The 22,376-nt window shown below is 73.2% G+C and carries 18 protein-coding genes; 11 read left to right on the top strand and 7 right to left on the bottom strand.

The window, feature by feature from the left end; all coding sequences use genetic code 11:
* Positions 1 to 21 precede the first annotated feature (21 nt).
* Positions 22 to 1,083 (bottom strand): CAP domain-containing protein, encoded by a 1,062-nt coding sequence (locus NAG42_RS29740; protein WP_250035181.1) that lies wholly within the window; start codon positions 1,081 to 1,083, stop codon positions 22 to 24.
* Between the two features lie 304 nt (positions 1,084 to 1,387).
* On the opposite strand from NAG42_RS29740, the gene NAG42_RS29735 reads away from it, so the two are divergent.
* From NAG42_RS29735 to NAG42_RS29700, 8 genes are all read left to right on the top strand, one after another.
* Positions 1,388 to 2,821 (top strand): acyltransferase family protein, encoded by a 1,434-nt coding sequence (locus NAG42_RS29735; protein WP_250035180.1) that lies wholly within the window; start codon positions 1,388 to 1,390, stop codon positions 2,819 to 2,821.
* Between the two features lie 81 nt (positions 2,822 to 2,902).
* Positions 2,903 to 3,403 carry a chemotaxis protein CheW gene (locus NAG42_RS29730; RefSeq protein WP_250035179.1) on the top strand — a complete coding sequence of 167 codons (501 nt, stop codon included), beginning with the start codon at positions 2,903 to 2,905 and terminating at the stop codon, positions 3,401 to 3,403.
* Positions 3,400 to 4,800 (top strand): CheR family methyltransferase, encoded by a 1,401-nt coding sequence (locus NAG42_RS29725; protein ID WP_250035178.1) that lies wholly within the window; start codon positions 3,400 to 3,402, stop codon positions 4,798 to 4,800. The genes NAG42_RS29730 and NAG42_RS29725 overlap by 4 nt, the downstream gene beginning before the upstream one ends.
* On the top strand, positions 4,797 to 5,369 hold the full coding sequence (locus tag NAG42_RS29720) for a chemotaxis protein CheW (RefSeq protein WP_250035177.1): 573 nt from the start codon (positions 4,797 to 4,799) through the stop codon (positions 5,367 to 5,369). Before NAG42_RS29725 ends, NAG42_RS29720 begins: the two co-directional genes overlap by 4 nt.
* Entirely contained in the window at positions 5,369 to 6,838 is a 1,470-nt protein-coding gene (locus tag NAG42_RS29715) for a methyl-accepting chemotaxis protein (protein WP_250035176.1), read from the top strand. The genes NAG42_RS29720 and NAG42_RS29715 overlap by 1 nt, the downstream gene beginning before the upstream one ends.
* Positions 6,838 to 8,973 carry a hybrid sensor histidine kinase/response regulator gene (locus tag NAG42_RS29710; protein WP_250035175.1) on the top strand — a complete coding sequence of 712 codons (2,136 nt, stop codon included), beginning with the start codon at positions 6,838 to 6,840 and terminating at the stop codon, positions 8,971 to 8,973. Before NAG42_RS29715 ends, NAG42_RS29710 begins: the two co-directional genes overlap by 1 nt.
* Positions 8,973 to 10,055 (top strand): chemotaxis-specific protein-glutamate methyltransferase CheB, encoded by a 1,083-nt coding sequence (cheB, locus tag NAG42_RS29705; RefSeq protein WP_250035174.1) that lies wholly within the window; start codon positions 8,973 to 8,975, stop codon positions 10,053 to 10,055. The genes NAG42_RS29710 and cheB overlap by 1 nt, the downstream gene beginning before the upstream one ends.
* Complete coding sequence (locus NAG42_RS29700; protein WP_250035173.1) at positions 10,052 to 12,046, top strand: response regulator; 1,995 nt, start codon at positions 10,052 to 10,054, stop codon at positions 12,044 to 12,046. Before cheB ends, NAG42_RS29700 begins: the two co-directional genes overlap by 4 nt.
* On the opposite strand, the gene NAG42_RS45115 is transcribed toward NAG42_RS29700, so the two are convergent.
* Genes NAG42_RS45115 through NAG42_RS29680 form a run of 4 tightly spaced genes read right to left on the bottom strand, consistent with a single transcriptional unit; the run spans position 12,047 to position 18,288 of the window.
* Positions 12,047 to 14,275, bottom strand: a complete 2,229-nt coding sequence (locus tag NAG42_RS45115) for an N-acetylmuramoyl-L-alanine amidase (protein WP_250035172.1) — start codon at positions 14,273 to 14,275, stop codon at positions 12,047 to 12,049.
* A gap of 56 nt (positions 14,276 to 14,331) precedes the next feature.
* Positions 14,332 to 14,964 carry a GNAT family N-acetyltransferase gene (locus tag NAG42_RS29690; RefSeq protein ID WP_250035171.1) on the bottom strand — a complete coding sequence of 211 codons (633 nt, stop codon included), beginning with the start codon at positions 14,962 to 14,964 and terminating at the stop codon, positions 14,332 to 14,334.
* A 40-nt stretch (positions 14,965 to 15,004) separates the two neighbouring features.
* Entirely contained in the window at positions 15,005 to 17,536 is a 2,532-nt protein-coding gene (locus NAG42_RS29685; RefSeq protein WP_250035170.1) for an ABC transporter permease, read from the bottom strand.
* Positions 17,533 to 18,288, bottom strand: coding sequence for an ABC transporter ATP-binding protein (locus NAG42_RS29680; protein ID WP_438872478.1), 756 nt, complete (start codon positions 18,286 to 18,288; stop codon positions 17,533 to 17,535). The genes NAG42_RS29685 and NAG42_RS29680 overlap by 4 nt, the downstream gene beginning before the upstream one ends.
* A gap of 146 nt (positions 18,289 to 18,434) precedes the next feature.
* Here NAG42_RS29680 and NAG42_RS29675 point away from each other — a divergent pair, with 146 nt between their 5' ends.
* Positions 18,435 to 19,622 carry a sensor histidine kinase gene (locus NAG42_RS29675; RefSeq protein ID WP_250035168.1) on the top strand — a complete coding sequence of 396 codons (1,188 nt, stop codon included), beginning with the start codon at positions 18,435 to 18,437 and terminating at the stop codon, positions 19,620 to 19,622.
* Entirely contained in the window at positions 19,619 to 20,257 is a 639-nt protein-coding gene (locus NAG42_RS29670; protein ID WP_250035165.1) for a response regulator, read from the top strand. Before NAG42_RS29675 ends, NAG42_RS29670 begins: the two co-directional genes overlap by 4 nt.
* A 54-nt stretch (positions 20,258 to 20,311) precedes the next feature.
* Here NAG42_RS29670 and NAG42_RS29665 read toward each other — a convergent pair whose 3' ends face one another.
* On the bottom strand, positions 20,312 to 20,860 hold the full coding sequence (locus NAG42_RS29665) for a hypothetical protein (protein ID WP_250035163.1): 549 nt from the start codon (positions 20,858 to 20,860) through the stop codon (positions 20,312 to 20,314).
* Between the two features lie 192 nt (positions 20,861 to 21,052).
* On the opposite strand from NAG42_RS29665, the gene NAG42_RS29660 reads away from it, so the two are divergent.
* Positions 21,053 to 21,784 (top strand): GAF domain-containing protein, encoded by a 732-nt coding sequence (locus tag NAG42_RS29660; RefSeq protein ID WP_250035161.1) that lies wholly within the window; start codon positions 21,053 to 21,055, stop codon positions 21,782 to 21,784.
* Positions 21,785 to 21,795: 11 nt separating this feature from the next.
* Here NAG42_RS29660 and NAG42_RS29655 read toward each other — a convergent pair whose 3' ends face one another.
* Positions 21,796 to 22,326 carry a DUF305 domain-containing protein gene (locus NAG42_RS29655; RefSeq protein WP_250035160.1) on the bottom strand — a complete coding sequence of 177 codons (531 nt, stop codon included), beginning with the start codon at positions 22,324 to 22,326 and terminating at the stop codon, positions 21,796 to 21,798.
* Positions 22,327 to 22,376 lie beyond the last annotated feature (50 nt).

Here is a 22,376-nt window from a genome sequence, read left to right as displayed (position 1 = left end):
CGCCGGTTGAGGAGATTTTGATCAGGATTGTGGCGTTGCGAAATCCTGCACCCAGTACGGGGTGCGGTCGCGCGAGATGGCCAGGCCCACACCCATCTCGTGCAGGCGGCAGTCGAGGATGTTCTGCCGGTGCACCCGGCTGTTCATCCAGCCGTTCACGACCTCCCACGGGCTGTCGGCGCCGCGGGCGATGTTCTCGCCGTAGCGCTTCCACCGGTAGCCGGCGTCGCGCACCCGGTCGCCCGCGTCGTCACCGCGCGGCGAGTCGTGGTCGAAGTAGCGCCGGCGGGCCATGTCGGAGGCGTGCCGGTTGGCCGCCTCGATCAGCCGGCGGTCCAGCTTGAACGGTGCGCAGCCGCCCTGCCGCCGGTTCTGGTTGATCAGCCGCAGGACACGCTGCTGCACGGGTGCGGACGGGCTGGCCGAGACGTCGCGGGAGGTCACTGCCTGGCGGGCGGCTGCCAGGACGGTGGTGGGTTGCCGCAGCTGCCTGCGCTGCGGCTGCGTTTTCCGTACGGGCTGGCGCTGAGCCGGTCGCGCCGCCTGCGGACGCTGCCGGACGTCGACGGCCCGGCGGGGTGCCTGACCGGCCTCGTCACCCGGCAGTTCGTAGCCGTCCGGCGACGGGGACGAGCCGGGGTCCTGCTGATCGGCGTCGTCCGGCCCCGCGGCGGCGTCCGGCCCGGCCGAGTCGTCCGGTTGGGCGGCGTCGTCCAGCTGAGCGGCGTCGTCCCCGGTGGAGTCGTCCGGCCCGGTGCCGTCATCCGGCCCGGTGCCGTCATCCGGCCCGGCGTCGTCCAGCCCGGTGTCGTCGTCCGGCCCGGCGTCGTCGTCCGGCTGGTCGGTGTCGTCGAGCGCGGGGCGCTCGGCCGGACCGCGGTCCGAGAACGGCTCCCGGTCGTCGGCCAGGAAATCGCTGTCGTCCTCGTCGCCGGACGAGTCCCCACCGAACAGGTCGGGCCACCAGAACGTGCTCCAGCCCGGCGAGTCCGGCCTCTCGTCGGCGGCGGCCGAGGTCGCCACGAAGCCGCCCCCCAGCAGTAAGGCCGCCGCTGCTGAGACCACCACGACTGGTTTCCGCATAACCCCGTAATCCCCGTTCTCCTTCGGCCACCCGGCCGCTCCGGGTCGCTCCCACCGGAGGTCAACGTCACAAACCGGGCACGGTCACTTCCCGCTTCGGGGCCAGGACCACCGCCGCACTCTCCGGCGTCACTGCCATCCGTACGGCGAACTGGGGTTTTGCCGTTGGCGGGCACTGCACAGACGTCGCACAACCGCACAGACAATTCGGACAGTTCATGCGTACGGGGTAAGCCGGCGGTGTCGTTGTTACCGTCCGTGCGGAGGTCGCACCGTCCCCGATCAAACTGGCAACCTCGTCGCGGTGCGCAACCGCTACCTGGATCTGCTCCGTGCCGCCGCAATCGTCCGGGTGATCGTCTACCACCTGTTCGGATGGCCGTGGCTGTCCATCCTGCTGCCCGCCATGGGCATCATGTTCGCCCTGGCCGGCTCGCTGACCGCCGCCTCCCTGGACAAGCGGGACGCCGCCCGGGTGGTGACCTCCCGCCTGCGCCGGCTGCTCCCCCCTCTGTGGCTGCTGGGCCTGATCGCGGTGCCGGTCATGCTGGTCGCCGGCTGGGCCACGGAGAGTGACGGCGAGCATCCGTTCAGCCCGGCCACCCTGGCGTTCTGGATCCTGCCGATCGGCGACCCGCCCGGCAGCGACCAGGCCGTCGACGTCTGGGAACCGCTCTGGTACCTCCGCGCGTACCTCTGGTTCGTCCTGCTCTCGCCGGTGCTCTACGCCCTGTACCGGCGGATCGGCTGGGCCGCCGTGGCGCTGCCGCTGGTAATCATGGCGGGGCTCGACGTGACCGGCTTCGAACTGCCGGAGACGGCCGACGCCGCGCTGTGGGACTTCGTGACGTACGGCGCGTGCTGGATCGCCGGCTTCGCCCACCACGACGGCCGGCTGGCCCGCCTGAAGCCGTGGGTGGCCTTCCCGGTGGCGCTGGCCATGGGGGCGGGGGCGTTCTGGTTCGCCCACGATTACGGCACCCTCGACCTCAACGACGTGACCGAGGCGCAGGCGCTCTGGTCGCTGGCGTTCGTACTGGTGGTGCTGCGCTGGCAGCCGGCGATGGGCTGGCTGGCCCGGGTCCGCCCGCTCGACCACGCGGTCTCGGTGATCAACGCGCGGGCGGTGACGATCTATCTGTGGCACAACACCGCGATCGCCGCGGTGTGGCCGGTGCTGACCGTGCTCGCGCTGGACGACCTGGGTGACCGGGCCGGGGCGGTGACCGATCTGGCGGTGGCGTTCGCGCTCACGCTGGGCGCGATGCTGATCTTCGGCTGGGCCGAGGACCTGGCGGCGCGCCGCCGCCCCCGGCTGTGGCCGGCCACGAACCCGGCCACCACCGCACCGGCGCCGCCGCCGAACTCGGACTCGGACGAAGAAGTACGCCCGGCGGATCGGCCGGGCGGGATGGCTCACTCCGCGGCGGCCGCCGCGATGAGCCGCTCCACGGCCGCCGCCGCGATGACCCGCTCGTCGGCTGCCACCGCGATGACCCGGACCCCGGAGAACTGGCCGCCGCTACCCAGGACGACTGCACCTGAGGACACCGCGGTCGCGGACACGCCGTTCGGGGCCGGCCCCGGCCCGGGCCGCCATCAAGCGCCGCCCGGCCCCGGCCGCATCGACCCGGGCCTGCCCGTGGCCGGCCGCCGCGCCGAGCCGCTGGACCAACCCGACCCGGAGCCGATCGACTGGTTCTCCGGCCCGCACCGCCCGGACAGCGACCGATCATGATCGGCTGACAGGGCGCCCGACCGGCTCGGCTGTATGAAGCATTCTCGGATAAGCAGGAAGAAGTCTGGCTAATCTGAGCGAATGCGGCAGTACGGACAAGCGCCCGCGCACGCCGACGAGGCCCAGGGCGCCGGGGTGGTTGCGCTCGTCTTCCGGGCCGGGCCGCTGCTCTGCGCCCTCGGGCTGGACGAGGTCATCGAGACCATGCGGCCGCTCGAGACCCGTCCGCTGGCCGGCACCCCCGCCTTCGTCCGGGGCATCGCCGTGCTGCGCGGCGTCCCGACCCCGGTGATCGACGTGTCCCGGCTGCTCGGCGGCGGGCCGGCCGAGGCCGACCGCTACCTGGCCGTGCGCACCGAGCGCGGCGCCATCGCGTTCGCCACCGGGGACATCCTCGGTATCCGCCACGTCGAGGCCGAGGCCACCGGCGGCCACCCGGCCCTGCTCGGCGGGGGCAGCACCCGCCTGGTCGCGGGGGTCGGCACGCTCGGCACCGAGCCGCTCCTGCTGCTGCAGAGCATGCGGGCCGTCCCCGACGACGTCTGGGAAGCCGCTGCCGTGAACGCGGGCGAGCTGTCGTGAGCCCGACCGCCACCGCCGCCCGCTTCCGGGAGCTGCTGGCCCGGCTGCTGGGCTGGACCTTCGCCGACAACGACGCCCAGCAGCTGAGCACCCTGCTGCAGAGCCGGGCCGACGAGAACGGCATGAGCAAGGACGCCTATCTGGCCCGGCTGGGCGCGCGGCGGTGGGACTCCGAGCTCACCGTGCTCGTCGAGCGGCTCAGCATCACCGAGACCTACTGCTTCCGGCACGGCGAGCAGTTCGCCGCGCTGCGGGAGGACGCGCTGCCCGAGCGGGCCGTGGCCCGGGCCTCGCAGCGGACGTTGCGGATGATGTCGGTCGCCTGCTCGTCGGGCGAGGAGGCCTACTCGCTGGCCATCACTGGGCGGCAGGTGCGGCCCGACCCCGACTGGATCATCAGCGTGACCGGGGTCGACGCCAACCCGCTGGTGCTGCGCAAGGCCGAGGCCGCCTGGTATTCGGCCTGGTCGCTGCGGGAGACGCCGGACCAGGTGCGCCGGCGCTGGTTCCGGGCCGAGAACGGCGGGTTCCGGGTGGTCGACGAGATCCGCAAGCTCGTCCGGTTCCAGCGGACGAACGTGGCCGAGCCCGACGACGACCTGTGGCGTTCCGGGCAGTACGACGTGATCTTCTGCCGCAATCTGCTGATGTATCTGACCCCGGCCGTGACCTCGGCGCTGGTCGCGCGGATGACCGACGCTCTGGTGCCGGGGGGTTACCTGTTCCTCGGGCACACCGACTCGCTGGGCAGCGACCCGGTTGGGCTGGAGCTGCGGCACACCCATCAGTCGTTCTACTACCGCCGCGCCGGTGGCCCGACCCCGGCCCAGCGCATCTCGTCCCTGCCGGAGGCCGATGAGCCGCGGATGGTGCCGGCGGCCGCACCCCCGGTGGACAACAACACGTACGAGAGGGCTCTCGACCTGCTCCGCCAGGAGCGTTTCGCCGACGCGCTGGCGCTGGTCGACGGGCCCCGGCCGGGTCCGCTGCGCCGGCGCGACCGGCTGCTGCACGGCGTGCTGCTGGCGCAGGCTGGACGACTCGACGAGGCGATCGCGCTGGCCCGCCGGCTCAGCGACGAGAACGGGCTCAACCCGGACGCGCATCAACTGCTCGGGCTGTGCCTCGAGGACGGGTCGGCGGTCGCCGAGGCCATCGGCCAGTACCGTCTGGCGGCGTACCTGGACCCGGGTTTCGCTCTGCCCCGGATGAGGCTGGGCCAGCTCGCCCGGCGGCAGGGTGACGACCGCGCCGCGGCGGGTGAGCTGGAGCGGGCGCTGGAGCTGCTGGCCCGGGAGGACGACGAGCGGATCACGCTGTTCGGTGGCGGGTTCGGCCGGATCGCGCTGACGGTGCAGTGCCGCTCGGAGCTCGACGCCTGCGGGGTGTACCCGTGACCGCCGCGCCCGGCAGCGTCGGCCGGCGGCTGCGCCGGCTGCGGGACGACTTCGACCAGTCGTTCGCCGAACCCGCCCGCAGCCACGACGAGGAGCACCTGGAGCTCCTGACGATCCGGGCCGGTGGCCGCCCGTACGCGATCAAGCTCTCGCAGAGCTCGGGCGTGCACCCGGACCGGCCCGTGACGCCGCTGCCCGGCCCGTTGCCCGCGCTGCTCGGGCTGGCCGGGTTCGCCGGGGCCGTGGTGCCCGTCTACGACCTGGCCGCGCTGCTCGGCCACCCGATCGCCGACGTGCCCCGCTGGCTGGTGCTGGCGGCCGGCTCGCCCCGGCTGGGCCTGGCCTTCCACGAGCTCGACGGGCATGTCCGCGCGGCGGTCTCCGACATCATCCGCGAGGCGGGCGAGAACGGCGGCGACGACGGCGGCCACGGGCGCGGCGGCACCCTGCGCGGGCTGGTCGACCTGCCCGGCGGCAGCCGCCCGATCATCGACATCCCGGCCATGCGGACCCTGGTGCACGGCCTGGCCGGGCACGCACAGGCCACCGACGAGGAGGAGGCACCATGATGGCGGACCGCACTTTCGGCACGAAGCTCGCGGCCGGCTTCGCGCTGACCCTGGCGCTCACGCTGCTGATGACGGCGACCTCGGTGCTGACCCTGCGCTATGTGCTCAACAGCAAGGACGGCGTGATCACGTCGGCCCGGGTGAACCTGGTGGGGTCGGAGGCACTCAGTGCCTACATGGAGTCGCGGATCGCCGATTACCGCGCCTACCTGCTCGTCGGCTCGGACGAGTATCGCACCGCCACCGCCGCCGACCGGACGAGGTTCCTGGCCCAGATGGCCACGTTGAGGAAGTCGATGACCGATCCGCCGTCGCTGGAGCTGCTCAACGCCGTCGCCGCCGCCGAGGACAAGCACGCCACCATCCTGGCGCCGGTGATGGAGCAGCGCTCGCGCATGACCGACCTGCGCAGCGTCACCCAGATCGCCGGTAACCAGGACTTGAAGGCGGCCCGGATCGCCGTGCAGCAGGCGATCGCCGGTCTGATCGATCGGCAGTCGACGGTGGTGGACACCCGCCGCGACGAGTCGTCGACCCGGGCCACCATGTCGATGGTCTTCATCATCGTGCTCGGCGCGGCGTTGATCCTGGGCTCCGCCGGGGTGGCCTGGAAGCTGGGCCGCGACCTGCGCCGGGAGGTGGGCGCCGCCGTCGGGCACATCCAGAGCTCCTCGGCCGAGCTCCAGGCGGCCGCGGCCCAGCAGGCCTCGGGCGGCCGGGATCAGGCCAGCGCGATGAACGAGATCACCACGACCATCAGCGAGCTGCTGATCACCTCGCGGCAGATCGCCGACAGCGCCCAGCGGGTCTCCAAGATCGCCGAGGAGACGGCCGACGCGGCCCGCACCGGTGACGCCACCGTGGAGCAGACCCGCGCCTCGATCGCCGCGATCCGCACCCAGGTCGACCAGATCGTGCAGCACATGCTGGCCCTGGGCGAGAAGTCGCAGCAGATCGGCGGGGTCGCCGACCTGGTGTCCGAGCTGGCCGAGCAGACCAACATCCTGGCCATCAACGCCACGATCGAGGCCAGCGGGGCCGGCGAGTGGGGCCGCCGGTTCGCGGTGGTGGCGGAGGAGATCCGCAAGCTGGCCGACCGCACGGCCGGGTCGGCCAAGGAGATCCGGGCGCTCATCGAGGACGTCCGCGGGGCGGTCAACACGACCGTGATGGCCACCGAGATCGGCGCCAAGGCGGTCGACTCCGGCTCCCGGCAGTTCGACGACGCCACCAGCTCGTTCCGCCGGATCGCCGGGCTGGTCGCCACCACCAGCGACGCGACCCGCGAGATCGAGCTCTCGACCAAACAGCAGACCACCGCGGTCGAGCAGGTCAACATCGCCGCCTCGGACACCGCCCGGGTCACCCGCGAGACCGAGGCCAGCGCCGTGCAGACCAAGCAGACCGCGGCCCATCTCACCACGCTCTCCAGCGAGCTGCTGGACCTGGTCGGCACCGGACGACACTGATGAGCGGGCGGGATCCGCTGCGCTATTTCCGGATCGAGGCACGGGAACTGGTCGACCAGATCAGCGCGGGCGTGCTCGACCTGGATCAGCAGCCCGAGGCCGACGTGGTCGCCCGGCTGCTGCGGTTCGCGCACACCCTCAAGGGCGCGGCCCGGGTCGTCAAGCAGCAGGAGATCGCCGAGCGGGCCCACGAGTTCGAGGAGGTGCTGGTCCCGCACCGGGACGAGAGCACGCCGTCCCTGCCGGCCGAGCAGATGCGCGAACTCCTGCGCCTGAACGACGAGATCTCCGGGTTTGTGACCGCCCTGTCGGCGCCCGCGCCGGCCGCCGCCAAGCCGGCCCCGGCCGAGCCGGAGGCAGCGGTCCGCACGGTTCCGCTCAACGAGCCGACCACGCAGGCCGAGGTCGACCAGGCCACCACCGACGCCGATCTGGCCCGGGGAGCCGACGCGGCCTCGGACCGGCCCGAGCGGGCCGCCACCGCCGACCTCGACGACCTGCTCGACGCGATCGGCGAGGCCAGTTCCCGGATCGCGCCGCTGCGCGACGGCGGCCGCACGCTGGGCCGCCTGCACCGCAACGTCGAGACGCTGGGCGAGCGCATGCGGGTCGGCCGCACCACGATCTCCGACGCCTCCGCTCGGACCTCCGTGCGGCGCCTGGCGGGCGAGCTGGGCGCCCTCGGCCGCCGCCTCACCGACGCCGTCGACCAGGTCGAACGCGAGCTCGACGAGGTGCGGGGCCGGGCCGAGGGGCTGCGCCTGGTGCCGGCCGGATCGATTTTCACCGCGCTGCGCCGGGCCGTGCGCGACGCCGCCGACGCCGAGGGCAAGGTGGTGCGGTTCCAGGCCAGCGGGGCCGACGTCCGGATGGGCCCCAACCTGCTCAACCTGATCAGCAGCGCCTTCCTGCACGTCGTCCGGAACGCGGTCGTGCACGGCATCGAGCCCGAGGCTCAGCGCCGGGCTGCCGGCAAGCCCGCCGAGGGCACGGTCACCGTCCAGGTCGAGCGGCGCGGCCGCTATGCCGAGTTCCGCTGCGTCGACGACGGGCGCGGCTTCGACCTGGCTGCCCTGCGCCGCACCGCCGAGGAGCGCGGCCTGCTGGCCCCCGGGGCCGACCCGGGCGCCCAGGGGCTGATCGACCTGGTGCTGCACGGCGGGATCAGCACCGCCCCGGGAGTCACCGACGTGGCCGGTCGCGGCATCGGCATGGACGTCGCCCGCGACGTCGCCCTGCAACTGGGCGGCGAGGTCACCATCGCCAACCGGCCCGGCCAGGGCGCCACCGTCCGCCTGGTCGTGCCGCTGACCCTGCTCAGCATGAGTGGCCTGATCGTCGAGGCGGGCGGGACGACGGCCACGATGCCGCTGGACGCCGTGCGCCGCTGCGTACGCCTGTCCGCCGGCGAGATGGCCACCGCGACGGCCACCGCCCGCCTGGCGCACGAGCGCGAGGTGCTGCCGTTCCTGCCGCTGGCTCAGGCCCTGCACGTCCCGCCGGGTGACGACGAAGCCCGTTCCGGGGTGGCGGTGGTGCTCACGGCCGACCGGGACACCGTGGCGATCGGCGTCGACCGGCTGGCCGGCACCTCCACCCTGGTCGCCCGCCCGCTGCCCGACCTGGCCCCGGCGGCCGCGGTGATCGGCAGCGTGTCGATCGACCTGGACGGCAACCCGCGGCTCGTGCTGGACGCGCACGGGCTGGTCGCCGAGGCCCGCCAGGAGAGCGCCACCGCCCGCGGCGACAACTCGGCGACGGTCAAGCCCCGGATGCCGATCCTGGTCGTCGACGACTCGCTGACCACCCGCATGCTCGAGCGCAGCATCCTCGAGTCGGCCGGCTACGAGGTCGACCTGGCCGCCTCGGGCGAGGAAGGCCTGGAGCGGGCCCGCAGCCGCCAGTACGGGCTGTATCTCTCCGACATCGACATGCCCGGCATCGACGGCTTCACGTTCGTCGCCCGGACGAAGGCGGACCCCCAACTGGCCCACGTGCCGTCGATCCTGGTGAGCTCGCGGGCCAGCGCGGACGACAAGCGCCGGGGCGCCGAGGCGGGCGCGGCCGCGTACGTCATCAAGGGCGAGTTCAACCAGGAGGAACTGCTGGCCCACATCCGGAGGCTGATCCTCTGATGATCCGTGTCCTGCTCGTCGAGGATTCCGCGACCATGCGTCACCACCTGCGCGAGTCGCTCGCCGCCGACCCCGAGCTGCAGGTCGTCGGCGAGGCGGCCGACGGCGGCGAGGCGGTCGCGATGGTCGCCCGGCTGCGGCCCGACGTGGTGACCATGGACATGATGCTGCCGACGATGACCGGGCTGGTCGCCACCGAGCACATCATGGCCGAGCACCCGACGCCGATCCTGGTGGTCTCGTCGGCTGACCGTCGTGAGCTGTTCAGCACGTACAACGCCCTGGCCGCGGGCGCGGTCGACGTGCTGGAGAAACCGCGGGGCGACGAGACCGACGCCGACTGGGGGCGGCGGCTCCGCGCGGCCGTACGCCTGGTCTCGCGCATCCGGGTGATCACCCACCCGCGGGCCCGGCTGGACGGCCGGGGCCGCCCCGGCGCCGAGCCGCCCGCTTCCCCGGCCCCGGTGCCGGCGCTCGCGCAGCCGCCGCTGACCGACACCCTGCGCGCGGTGGCGCTGGGCGCCTCCACCGGCGGTCCGGGCGCGCTGACCGAGCTGCTGCGGGCACTGCCGGCCGGCTTCCTGCCGCCGGTGCTGTGTGTGCAGCACATCGCGGCCAGCGAACCGTTCGCGGTGGCGTTCTCCGACTGGCTGGCCGGGCAGACCGGCCGCGACGTCAGCTACGCCCGGGACCGGACGCCGGTGGGCGCCCTGACCGGCCGGGTCGTGCTCGCCCCGCCCGACCGGCACCTGCTGGTGCGCGACGGCATGCTGCGGGTCAGCGACGCCCCGCCCCGGCACTCCTGCCGCCCGTCGGTCGACGTGCTGTTCGAGTCGGTGGCCGCCGAGTACGGCCCGACCGCGGCCGGCTGCCTGCTCACCGGTATGGGCCGCGACGGCGCCCACGGCCTGCTGACCATGCGCTCGCGGGGTGCGGTCACCTTCGCCCAGGACGAGGCGAGCTGTGTGGTCTACGGGATGCCGCGCGAGGCCGCCCTGATCGGCGCGGCCGCCTACATCCTGCCGCCGGCCCGGATCGCGGCGCGGCTCGTCGAGCTCCAGCCCGCGGGGAGCCGGCGATGACCCATCGCGTGCTGATCGTCGACGACAGCCTCACCGTCCGGATGGACCTGCACGAGGCCTTCGAGGCCGACGGTTTCGGGACCGTCCTGTGCGCCACCGGGGCCGAGGCGCGCGCGGCCTTCGTCGGCGACGAGTTCGACGTGGCCGTGCTCGACGTGCTGCTGCCCGACGCCGACGGGTTGGAGCTGCTCACCGAGCTGCGCGGCATGCCGAGCCGGGCCCGGGTGGTGACGGTGCTGCTGAGCAGCGAGGACGAGGTCGCCGATCGGCTGGCCGGGCTGCGCATCGGGGCCGACGAATACGTCGGGAAGCCGTACGACGCGAGTTATGTCGTGGCCCGGGTGCGCCAGCTGCTGCGCGACGGCCCGGACCAGACCGACGACCGCACCACGGTGCTCATCGTGGACGACAGCATGACCTTCCGCGAGCAGCTCCGCGAGTTGCTGGAGAGCGAGGGGTACGCCGTGCTGACCGCGCCCAGCGGCGAGGACGGCCTGCGGGTGGCGGCCGACCGGCGGCCGCAGGCGGTCATCGTCGACGGCGTCATGCCCGGCATCGACGGGGCCACGGTGATCCGCCGGATCCGGCTCGACCCGGCGCTGCGCGACATCCCGTGCATCCTGATGACCGCGGCCGACGACTACGCCACCGAGCTGCAGATGCTCGACGCCGGGGCCGACGCCTTCGTCCGCAAGCAGCAGAACCTGGCGATCGTGCCGGCCAAGCTCAACGCGGTGCTGCGGCAGAGCGCCGAGCAGCTGCCGATCCAGGTCACCGGCAGCCTGCACGGGCCGAGCAAGGTGATGGCGCTGACCCCCGACCGGCAGCGGCTGACCGAGCTGGCCGAGGCGCTGCGCGACGAGGGGTACGACGTGATCACGGTGGCCGTCACCGAGGACGCGCTCGACCTGCTGGCCGAGCAGCCGGTCGACTGCATCGTGCTGGGCCTGGGGCTCAGCGGCGAGCTGGGCCGCGAGGCCTGCCGGCGGATCAAGGAAGTACCGGTGATCGGCGAGACGCCGGTGGTGATGACCGGCGCGACCGACGACGACATGCTGGCCTGCCTCGCATCGGGGGCCGACGACTACGTCCGGGCCGACTCCGGCTCGGACGCGCTGCGGGCCCACGTGCGCACCCAGATCCGCCGCAAGCAGTCGCACGACGAGAGCCGCCGCATCCGTGAGGAGCTGATGCGCCGCGAGCTGGACGCGGCCGAGGAGCGCTCGGCCCGCCGGCTCGCCGAGACCCGGGCGGCGCTGGTCGAGGAGCTGGAGTGGCGCAACCGCGAGCTGGAGGCGTTCTCCGGCTCGGTGTCGCACGACCTGCGCGGCCCGCTCCAGGTGATCAGCAGCTTCGCCGAGCACATGCTGGACGACGAGGACGACCCGCTGAGCACGGAGGCCCGGCGCCGGCTGAGCCGCATCCAGGCCGCCGCCCACCGGATGGCCGACCTGGTCGAGTCGCTGCTCATCCTGGCCCGGGCCAGCCGCGGTGACCTGCGCCGGGCCGAGTTCGACCTGACCATCACGACGTGGCAGGTGATCGGCGAGGTCGAGGCCCGCGACCCGGAGCACAAGGTGGCCTTCACCGTCCACGACGGACTGCGGGCGGACGCCGACGAGGGCCTGGTCCGGGTGATTCTGGAGAACCTCATCAACAACGCCGTGAAGTTCACCCGCAAGGTCGAGCGCCCGGCGGTCGAGGTGGGGCACGCCGCCGAGGGTTTCTACGTGCGCGACAACGGGGCCGGCTTCCCCGCGGGCAAGGCCGGCGAGCTGTTCCGGCCGTTCGCCCGCCTGCACAGCGCCGAGGACTTCCCCGGCACCGGCATCGGCCTGACCACGGTGCACCGGGCGGTCGAGCGCCACGGCGGCGAGATCTGGGCCGAGGGCGAGGACGGGCACGGCGCGACCTTCTGGTTCACGCTGCCCCCGACCCCGGCCCCCGGGGCGGGCCCGGACCGGCGGGCCCAGGCCCGCCGGACCGGCTGACTACTTGACGTACGTGAGGCCGTCCGAGATCACGGTCGGCCGGCCGGGCGTGCCCACGACCACCACCGAGACGGTGTGGGTCTTGGCGGTCAGAGCCTTGACCCAGATCGTCTGGCGGTGCGCGGTCGCCGGGCCCTTGGTGTCCACGGTGGCCACCTTGACCCCGTCGACCAGCACGATGGCCTGGCCCGTGGCGGGCGTACGGGTGAAGGTCAGCGCGGCCGCGCGGCCGTTGAACGTGTAGGCCAGCTTGGCGTTCTTGTCCCGGCCGGCGGAAGCCCGGCCGCCCAGGTAGGTCGAGGCCGACCGAGTCTGCCACGAGCCGGTGCGCTTGGCCTGGTTCTCGGGCATCTGGACGATGGTCCGCGTGGTGACCGAGGCGCCCTCGTTGTAGGCCATGTCGCTGGCCCGCACGGAGTACGCCACGGCGACGTTGGGCTTGACGGTCGCGTTCCACAGGGTCGAGGTGCCGAGCATCGGGACGTCCTTGGGCGAGACCGCCCGCTGTCGGCTGATCTTGCCGTTGTTGTCGGCTGCCTTGAAGCTGACCGCGACCGGCACGGCGGTGTCCGAGTAGGTGCCGGCCCTCAGCGCCACCGTCGGCGCGATCGGGAACGTCGGTTTCATGACGTCACCGATGATCTTCGTGACCGGCGTGATGTCGGTGGCACCGGTGGTGTGCACGACCCGGACGGCCGCGTTGTGCGAGCCGGGCGTCACGGTGAAGGGAGCGGACCCCGCGGTCGTGTTGCCGGGGGCGGTCGCGACCACCTTGCTGTCGACCAGCAGGTCGAACCGGCTGATCTTTGAGCCGTCCCCGCCGACGGTGAAGTGGACCTGACCCTTGTCGTGCACGTAGTAGGTGCCGGTGGTCGGCTCGCCGCCGCTGACCGAGGTGATGGCCAGGCCGGGCAGCGCGGCGCGGGCCCGCAGCTGACCCATCAGCGGATAGAACGCGGCGCCGGGGCACTCGGTCTCGGTGCCGTCGCTGTGCCCGGCGATGCGCGGGAACGTCACCGTCGAGCCGAGCGGCCACTTGAGACCGGTGACGCCGGCGGTCATGTCCGCCGTGCTGGTCGGATCGAAGCCGTACGCCCCCAGGCGCGACGCCGCGAGCTTGGCGATCGTGGTGAGCGCCGCGTTGGCCGGCCGCTCGGTGGTGTAGTCACCGATCAGGGCGACCCCCGTCGAGCCGGTGTTGAAGCCGGCCACGTGCGCGCCCACGACAGCCGCGGTGACCCCGCCCTTGCGGCCCTCGTAGAGCGTGCCGCACTTGTCGACGAGGTAGTTGTACCCGATGTCGTCGAGGCCCTTCTCCCGGATGTCGTTGGCCATGATCGCCTTGACGAACTTCGGCACCTCGGCACAGGTCACCGGGTTGTCCTCGGTGCCGGTGTGGTGCACCCAGACCATCTTGACGCCCTCTTTGGCGATGGTCGGAGGGGCCTTCACGAGGCTTTCGTCGGCGCCCCACTTGGCCCGGGAGACATAGGCCGGCAGCGGCGGCTTGGGAACCGTCGGCGGCACCGTGGTGGTGGCGGCCTCGGGCACGGGCTTGGTGATCATGGGCGGCGTGGGCGCCGTGGTGCCCGCCTTCGTGGTGGCGGCCTGGGTCGGCGCCGTGGTGGCCGGCGGCGCCTCCGAGGCCGGCGGCACGGCGGGAACCGGCTCGCCGCCGCCGCGGCCACCGGCCTCGGGCGCGTCCGGGTCGATCAGGGCGAGGCGCAGCTCGGCCGGCAGCGGCTTGGTGCCCGAGCCGACGAGCCGGGCCGCCACACCGTTGGACGGACCGGTCCACAGCGGCTCCATGGCCCCGCGCGACGCGGCCCGCTCCCCCTTGAGGTCGGCCGCTTCCTCGGCGACCTCCAGCGACTTCCAGCCCGTCCAGGCGCCGCTGCCCGCGTCGCGGGTGCGCACCTGCACCGTGCCGTCGGGCTTGTCGGCCGGGCTCTTCCAGCTGACGCTGACCATGCTGAACCGCTGGGTGTCTCGCTGCGGGAGGGTGAACTTGCGGCCCAGCGCGGTCAGCGGCACCCGGTCGATGCGGACACCGGTGGGCTCCGCCGTCGCGGCAGCCGCCTTGGCCCCCGCGGCGGCCGGGGCCGAGGCGATCGACTCCGGCAGAGCCACCGGAACCGGGTCGGACGGCCACGTCAGGACGGCCACCCCGCCGCCCGCCGCGAGCACCGCGGCCGCGGCCCCCGTCCCTATCGCCAGTCGACGCCTCACGATGTTCCCCCCGCTGATCTCGACAAAAGCCGGGCGTGAGGGTATCGAACGAGTGATCAGCCCGCCATCCCGAACCAGGGCCGGCAGGGCGCGAAACCGGCCACCGGCACCTCGGCGCCGGGCCAGCGGTCGCGCGTCAGCCGGAGATGCTGGAGCTCGACGACGTCGCCACCGGTGTCGACGATGCGGCTGATCCCGTTCCCGGCGTACCCCAGCCGGCGGGAGACCCCGAGCGAGGCCGCGTTGGTGGTGGTGGCCGAGGTGATCGCGGCGGTCGCACCCAGCTCGCCGAACGCGAACTGCAGCATCGCGGTGCGCATGGCCACCCCGAGACCTCGCCCGCGCACCGCCGGCACCAGCCACGAGGCGGAGTCGACCGTCCGCAGGGCCGGGAAGTCGTCGCCCTCCAGGGTCTGCACGCCGACCAGCTCACCGCCGTGCGAGACCGCGAAGTGCAGCACCCACGACTCCGGCGACCAGGTCCCGAGCGCCTTCCAGTAGCCCTGGCAGAACAACCGGCGCTCGTTCTCGGCGTAGGTCTGCGACTCGTACATCGCCAGCCGCGGGTCGTGCCCGGCGTCGGCCGGCAGGACCGCGGCCAGACGCGGCAGGTCGGCCTCGGTCATCGGGCGCAGGAGCACGTCGCGGAAGGCCAACCGGAGGCCGAACAGGGGCCAGAACTCGTCCATACCCTGCTCTATAGCCGACCGGCCGGCCTTCCGCGCCCGATTATTCGGCGCCCAGCGCGGCGACCGGGCTCACCTTCGCCGCCCGGCGGGCGGGCAGCACGCCGGCCAGCGCGGTCAGCACGACCAGCACGGCGAAGACCGCCGCGAGCTGGGCGACCGGCACGGTCAGCGGGGCGTTGACGCCGAGTGCCTTGACGGCCAGCCAGGCGTACGGGACCCCGAGCGCCAGCCCGATGGCGGCGCCGATGACGCCGTAGAGCGCCGACTCCGCCGTCAGCATCGCGCGCAGGCCCCCCTGGGAGAGGCCGACCGCGCGCAGCACCCCGGACTCGCGGACCCGCTCGACCACCGACAGCGCGGTCGTGGTGCCCACCCCGACCACGGCGATGATCACCGTGAGCCCGATCAGGCCGATCGCGATCACCAGCAGCAGGGTGACGTTGTCGTTGATCTGGTCGCGCTGGTCGGCCAGCACGTCGATGCGCCACTTGCCGCCGGCCGCGGCCTGGGTGTCCTGGATGGCCCGGTTGCCGTCGGTGCGGGCCTTCTCCCCGCTCGCCGCGGCGTCGGCCAGCACACCGGCGTACGTCGCGGGGGCGCCCAGCCGGGTCAGGTCGGCCGGGTCGAGGACGGCCGAGGCGTGCAACGGCGCGTCGTCGGGCAGCACGGCGGCCACGGTCAGCTTCGCCTTGCGCTTGCCGGTCACGAACTCCACCGGGTCACCCACCCGCGCCCCGGTCACCTCGGCCGCGAAGCCCGAGAGCACCACCTTGCCCGGCCCGGCGTCACCGAGCGAGCCGGACGCCGCGTCCAGCTTCTTCAGCTGCGGCAGCCCCGACATCACCAGGTCGGTGACCGGCAGCTCCGACTGGCCGCCGATCGTGGTCTGCAGCCGCCGGTACGGGGTGACATGGCTGATCTTGTCGTTCTTCTTCAGCTGCTCGACCAGGGTGGCCGGCACCGGGTCCTCGTTCACGCCGGTCAGCTCGTAGTCCGACGGCGACGACGCGGCCGTCTCACGGTCGACCAGCACCCGGAACGACGCGCCGCCGACCAGGGCCCCGGCGATCAGGGTGACGCCGAGCGCGACCACGACCGAGACCGCGGCGGCCCGGCGCGGCGCCGCGCCCACTCCCCCGGCGGCCAGCCGGCCGACCGGGCCCGAGCGGCGGATCGGCCAGCCCAGCAGGGCCAGCACCGGCCGCACCAGGACCGGGCCCAGCGCCACCAGGGCGAAGAAGGCGCACGCGCCGGACGCGACGATGGCGAACAGCATCGGCTGCGCGTCGTAGTTCTCGGGGTCGCGACCGGGCAGGTGGGTGATCACGTAGGCCGCGAGAAGCACCGCCCCCGCGGTCAGCACGATGCCGGTGGCCCAGCGCAGCTTGCCGATGTCGCGGCGGGCACCGGTCGTGCCGGAACCGCGCAGCGCCTCCAGCGGGGAGACCCGCGAGGCCGACGCGGCCGGGGCCAGCACGGCCAGCACGGTGATCCCGACGGCCAGCGCGATCGTGCCGAGGGCGGCCGGGACGGGCACGCCGGGTGAGGCGATCTGCTTGTCGAACCACCCGGCCGCGACCGGCACGAGGTGGCCCACGCCGAGCGCGATCAGCACGCCCACCGTGCCGGTGACCAGGCCGGTCAGCGCGCCCTCGGTGGCCAGCGCCCCGGTGATCGAGCGACGGCCGGCACCGACCGCGCGCAGCAGGGCCAGCTGGCGCATCCGCTGGGCGAACACGATGCGGAACGTCGAGGTGGCGACCAGGCCGGCGGCGACCACGGCGATCGCGACGAACATGGCGATCACCGCGAAGATGGCGTTGACGTCGGACACCTTGGCCTCGGCCTCCTCGTGCCGGACGGTCGGGCCGTCGCTGACCTGGGGACGCTCGTCGGCCGCGAGCTTGGTCGAGGAGGCGAAGACCTGGTCGATCCGGCTCCGCACGGCCGCCACGTCGGTGCCCGGCGTGACCCGGATGTCGATCTGGCTCAGGAACGGCGCGGCGGTCAGCTTCAGCAGGGCGGCCGTGGGGGCGTACGCCTGGAAGCCGAAGTCGTCGCGGGCCGCGACCACCCCGACGACCTTGAGTTTCGTCTTGGCCAGGGGGTTGCCCTGCTCGTCGTAGCGGATCTGCGCGTCGACCGTGGTGCCGAGCTTGAGCCCCATCCGCTCGACCGTGCGCGGGCTGACCGCGACCTCGCCCGGCGCCGACGGGAACCGGCCCTGGCTGACCGTGGTCAGCGCGAGCGGCCCGGTGCCCGGGTCGGCCAGCAGCTGCAGGTATTCGCCGCCGATCTGACCGCCGTAGTCGATCCGGCCGACCGCCTCCTCGACGCCGGCCGCCTTCTGGATCGCGGCGAGCTGAGCCGCCTCTATCGTGCCGTTGCGCACGACCACGTCGACCGCCTCGGGGGTGCCGCTGAGGCCGTTGAGCATGCTGCGCTCGGTGATCTGCTGGGCCAGCACGGTGGCGTAGACGACGAACGACACGACCAGCACGGCCAGGCCGGTGAGCAGCAGGCGCGACGGGCGGCGGGCCACGCCGCGCAACTGGGTGCGGAGCACGCTCATCGGGCGACCGCCAGGCTCTGCAGGGCGTCCGAGACCGACGTGATGTCGGGGCGGTCGAGCTCGCCGGCGACGCGGCCGTCGGCCAGCAGCACAACTCGGTCGGCGTAGGCCGCGGCGCTCGGGTCGTGGGTCACCATCACGATCGTCTGGCCCAGTTCCCGTACGGAATTGCGCAGGAACAGCAGCACCTCGGAGCCCGACCGGGAGTCCAGGTTGCCGGTCGGCTCGTCGGCGAAGACGACCTCGGGCCGCGACATCAGCGCCCGGGCGATCGCCACCCGCTGCTGCTGACCGCCGGACAGCTCGCCCGGCCGGTGGTCGAGCCGGCCCGTGATGCCCAGCGACTCGGTGAGGTGGCCGTAGAGGTGCGGGTCGGGACGGCGGCCGGAGAGCTCCAGCGGCAGCATGATGTTCTGCGCCGCGGTCAGCTGGGGCAGCAGGTTGAAGGCCTGGAAGACGAAGCCGATCCGCTCCCGGCGCACCTTGGTCAGCACCTTGTCCGGCTGCTTGGTCAGGTCGGTGCCGCCGAGCAGAGCCTGCCCCGAGGTGGCCGTGTCCAGGCCGGCCAGGCAGTGCATCAGGGTGGACTTGCCGGAGCCGGACGGCCCCATGATGGCGGTGAACTGGGCCCGGGCGAAGCCGACGGTGACCCCGTCGAGCGCCCGCACCGCCGTGTCCCCACTGCCGTAGACCTTGACCAGGTCGACGGCGGCGACCGCGGCCAGCGTGTCCACGTTCTGCGTCTGCATGATTTCTCCGCTCGATGATGGTGCGACGCCGGGAATCATCTGCGGAGCCGATCGGCCGGCACATCAGCCGCAGGCCAGGCCCGCGAACTTCGGCGGATCTGTCTTTCGGCCGATGGGAGCCCCCGCACCAGCGCATACGCTGGACGGCGATGCAGACCAACCCGAACCGGATCATCCTTCGCCGCCTGGCGCAGTTCCTCGCGCTCTTCGGGATGGCGGTCCTCGGGCTGTTCGACATCGCCCAGGGCCTGTTGCGGCAGTCGGAGGCCCTCGGACTGCTGCAGATCCTGCTGGCGCTGGCCGCGGCGGCGGTCTGGCTGCCGGTGCACCGCCCCGGATCGACCCGGCTGCCCCGGGCCGCGATGCTGCTCGGCATCGCCTCGCTGCTGGTCACCGTCGGGGCCGCGGTCTCCGCGGACGGCTCGTCCGGGGCCAGCTGGGGGCTCGCCGAGTCGGCCGCCCTGCTCGGCGTCTGCTACGTGGTCGCCCGTCACTCGCCACCCGGCTGGGGCGCGACCGCGCTGCTCATCGTCGGCGCCGCGGTCAGCTTCGCGCCGCTGCGCAGCGGGCAGGAGGCCCTCTACGTCATCTTCGGGCTGATCCAGGCGCTGGCCGCGGCCGCGGCCATCGGCCTCGGCATCTATCTGCGGATCATCGAGGGGTCCCGGCAGCGGGCGGTCGACGCCGTACGGGCCGAGCAGCGCGCCGAGTTCGCCCGCGATCTGCACGACTTCATCGCCCACCACGTCACCGGCATCGTCGTCCAGGCCCAGGGGGCCAAGTTCATCGCCGAGCAGGACCCGAAACGGGTGCTGCACGCGCTCGACCAGATCGAGCGGGCCGGCGCCGAGACGATGACGTCGATGCGGCGGATGGTCGGCGTGCTGCGCGACCCGGAGTCGAAGCCGGACGCCCCGCTGGCCCCGGTGGCCGGCCTGGGCGACCTGGGCGCCCTGCTCGAGCAGTTCAACTCGGCGGGCGGCGCCAAGGCCCGGATGCACCTCGACGGCGACCTGGCGGGCCTGCCGGTCGAGATCTCCACCTCGGCCTACCGGGTCGTGATGGAGGCGCTGACGAACGTGCGCCAGCACGCGCCGGACGCGACGGCGGCCGACGTGTGGATAAGGCGCACCCCCGAGTGGCTGCTGGTGCGGATAGCCAACGACGGAGTGATCACCGCCCGGGCGGGCACGCCGCGCGAGCGCCCAGGGTACGGTCTCGTGGGCCTGAGCGAACGGGTCCGCGCGGTCGCCGGTCGCATCACCGCCATGCCGGGCATCGAGGGCGGCTGGGTGGTCGACGCCGCGTTCCCGATCGACCCGAGGACGGACCCATGATCCGCGTACTGATCGCCGACGACCAGGCCATGGTCCGCACCGGCTTCGGCATGATCATCGGCGCCCAGCCCGACATGGAGGTCGTCGGCGAGGCCGCCGACGGCGTCGAAGCGGTGGCCATGGCCCGCCGGCTGCGGCCCGACGTGGCCCTGCTGGACATCCGGATGCCCAAGATGGACGGCCTGGAGGCCCTGCGCCTGCTGTCCGGTCCCGGCGTGACCGACCCCGTCAAGGTGGTCGTGGTGACCACGTTCGACCTCGACGAGTACGTGCATCAGGCGCTGCGCAACGGCGCGGCCGGCTTCCTCCTCAAGGACTCCGGCCCGGCGCTGCTGGTCGAGGCCGTCCGGGCGGCCGTCTCCGGTGACGCCCTGATCAGCCCCTCCATCACGGTCCGCCTCCTGGAGCACCTGTCACCGCCGGCCCCCTCGGGCGACGACGGCGGCCTCTCCCCGCGCGAGCTCGACGTGGTCCGGCTGGCCGCCAAGGGCCTGACCAACGCCGAGATCGCGGCCCAGCTCTTCATCTCCATCGGCACGGTCAAGACCCATGTCGGCAGCGTCATGACCAAGCTGAACGCGCGCAACCGCGTCGAGATCGCCGCCTGGGCCTGGGAGCGCCGCCTGCTCGGCTGATCCCCGGCCCCCGTACCGGGCGATCCGCCCGGTACGAGGGTGTGACCGGTGACATCAGCCGGTGATGCGGGCCAGGAAGCCCTTCTTCACCTCGCTCGCCCGCTGCTGCTCACCGGCCAGCGAGCTGACCACGATGAGCGCACCCGTGAGCAGCGGCACGACCCACTGCAGCCCGGACAGCTGCTTCTGCGCCTTGGCGACGTCCTCCGGCGTGCTCGAGGCGGGCTCGGTGCCGGCCAGCGCCGGCACCGACTGCTGCTCGGCCACCTTGCGGCCGAGCACCCGGCTGTATCCGGTCACGGCCAGCGCGGCCGCGGTCAGACCGGTCTTGACCAGCGCGGTCGATCCCACTCCGCGCTGGCCGGCCAGGCGGGCCCGGTTGCCGGCGAGCTCGCCGATGCTGCCCGCCAGATGGGCGCCGATGGCCGCCGCGTTGACCGGGGTCCATTTGTTCCAGCCGGTGTTGGCCACCCGGCCGGTCCCGTTCGCCGTGTCCGCCTCCGCGGCCGCCGGGTTGAGGGCGACGGCGTTGGCCAGCGTCCCTCCGAACCAGGCGGCCAGGCCGACGTCGTGCAGGGATCGGGACAGAGTGTCTTTCGCCAAGGGGTCCTCCGTAATCGAGTGCGTGGTTCCGCCCGGCTACCCCCCGCCCTCCCGGTTACACGGATCCACCGCCTCCGCTCACTGAAAGTGAGATGGAACTCCCTCCGGCGCAGAGCCCGGTGCCACCGGGGGTACAGCGCGGCATCGATGGGTATACGGACGTCCCGCCGGAGAGAGCCGCCAGGAGAAGCCATGACAGTCGCATCCGGTCGGCCGGGTGCTCACGGCGTCCTGGCCACGGCCCTGACGGCGCTGGCCGGCACCCCGGACCACTCGCCGACCCTGGACGGCCGGATGCTGGCCATCGCCAAGCTCACCGCCGAGCGGGTCGGGCCCGCGCTGTACGCGTCGATCACCGCACTGCGCGGCAAGGTCTACACCACGGTGGCGGTCAGCGACGATCTGATCCAGGCGGTCGACCACGCCCAGTACTCCGACAACGCCGGGCCCTGCCTGGACAGCGTCAACGGTGGCGTTCCGGTCGGTGTGCCCGACATCGACGCGATGGTGCAGTGGCCGGGCTTCCACGAGGTGGCCCCGCGAATGGGACTGCACGCCTCGGTGTCGGTGCCGATGTTCGCCGGGCGGGGAAAGGTGATCGCCGCTCTCAACGCCTACGGGCACGACCGGGCGGCCATGGCACCGCTGATCGCCGGCATCTGGCACGTCCACGGTCGCGCGGGACGCGAGGGCCGGGACCTGCCGAGCGGCCTGGACGCCGGCGGCCTCGACCTGGTCACCGGCTATGCCGCCGCGCTGGACATCCGGGCCACCATCAGGCACGCCATCAAGTTGATCGCCACCGCCAACCGGTGTGGCGCCGACGACGCCTATCTGAGCCTGTGCCTCGAGGCCGGCACCGCGGGCACCGACCTGACCGAGGCCGCGCTCGCGGTGATCCGCCGGATGTCCGATCAGAGGTGAGCGGGGCCGCCTCAGGGCTCCGCGGCCATCTTCAGGAGTGTCTGGACCTGGGCCTGGCGGCGGCCGGCCACGTTGGAGCCCAGGGCGCGGATCTCGGGGTCGGCTCCTCCGGCGGACTCCATGCGGGCGGTCTCCCCGCAGTTGCCGAGATGACCCAGGAGCATCGTCACCGCCGTACGGTCGAAGGTCCTGCCCTGGGCCGCACCGAGCTCCGCGATGTCGGCGGGGCGCAGGCTGTGCACGTCGCCGTGGCCGGCGTGGGCTCCGGCCGACGGGTCCGGCTCGGCCGGCTGTCCCCAGTCGAGGAGCCGGCGCCGCATCGTGGCCGACTCGTCGCGCCACTGGGTGCGCAGCTCGGTGACCAGCGTGCGCAGCCGCGGGTCGGTGGCTCGCTGCTCGGCCAGGGCGGCGACCTGGTCGCCCTCGGCGATCTGGGCCAAGGCCATCTGCAGGAACATCACGTCGGTGTCGTTGAAGGCGGGCGACGGCGTACCGGCCTCCGGCTGCGAACCGCAGCCGGAGACCAGCAGAAGGACGGCCAATGCGGCCGTGATCAAGGCGTGTTTCAGGAGTGGGGCCGAGCTGCGGTGAG

The organism is Paractinoplanes maris, assembly GCF_023544465.1.
GTDB lineage: Bacteria > Actinomycetota > Actinomycetes > Mycobacteriales > Micromonosporaceae > Actinoplanes > Actinoplanes maris.
Note: the sequence above shows the minus strand (reverse complement) of the source record. Positions and strands in the feature narration are given on the sequence as shown.

What these genes read in the sequence shown, in the direction of transcription:
- NAG42_RS29740 (WP_250035181.1), bottom strand. Translation starts at nt 1,083, where the DNA reads ATGCGGAAACCAGTCGTGGTGGTCTCAGCAGCGGCGGCCTTACTGCTG.
- NAG42_RS29730 (WP_250035179.1), top strand. Translation starts at nt 2,903, where the DNA reads ATGCGGCAGTACGGACAAGCGCCCGCGCACGCCGACGAGGCCCAGGGC.
- NAG42_RS29715 (WP_250035176.1), top strand. Translation starts at nt 5,369, where the DNA reads ATGGCGGACCGCACTTTCGGCACGAAGCTCGCGGCCGGCTTCGCGCTG.
- NAG42_RS29710 (WP_250035175.1), top strand. Translation starts at nt 6,838, where the DNA reads ATGAGCGGGCGGGATCCGCTGCGCTATTTCCGGATCGAGGCACGGGAA.
- cheB (WP_250035174.1), top strand. Translation starts at nt 8,973, where the DNA reads ATGATCCGTGTCCTGCTCGTCGAGGATTCCGCGACCATGCGTCACCAC.
- NAG42_RS29700 (WP_250035173.1), top strand. Translation starts at nt 10,052, where the DNA reads ATGACCCATCGCGTGCTGATCGTCGACGACAGCCTCACCGTCCGGATG.
- NAG42_RS29690 (WP_250035171.1), bottom strand. Translation starts at nt 14,964, where the DNA reads ATGGACGAGTTCTGGCCCCTGTTCGGCCTCCGGTTGGCCTTCCGCGAC.
- NAG42_RS29685 (WP_250035170.1), bottom strand. Translation starts at nt 17,536, where the DNA reads ATGAGCGTGCTCCGCACCCAGTTGCGCGGCGTGGCCCGCCGCCCGTCG.
- NAG42_RS29675 (WP_250035168.1), top strand. Translation starts at nt 18,435, where the DNA reads ATGCAGACCAACCCGAACCGGATCATCCTTCGCCGCCTGGCGCAGTTC.
- NAG42_RS29670 (WP_250035165.1), top strand. Translation starts at nt 19,619, where the DNA reads ATGATCCGCGTACTGATCGCCGACGACCAGGCCATGGTCCGCACCGGC.
- NAG42_RS29660 (WP_250035161.1), top strand. Translation starts at nt 21,053, where the DNA reads ATGACAGTCGCATCCGGTCGGCCGGGTGCTCACGGCGTCCTGGCCACG.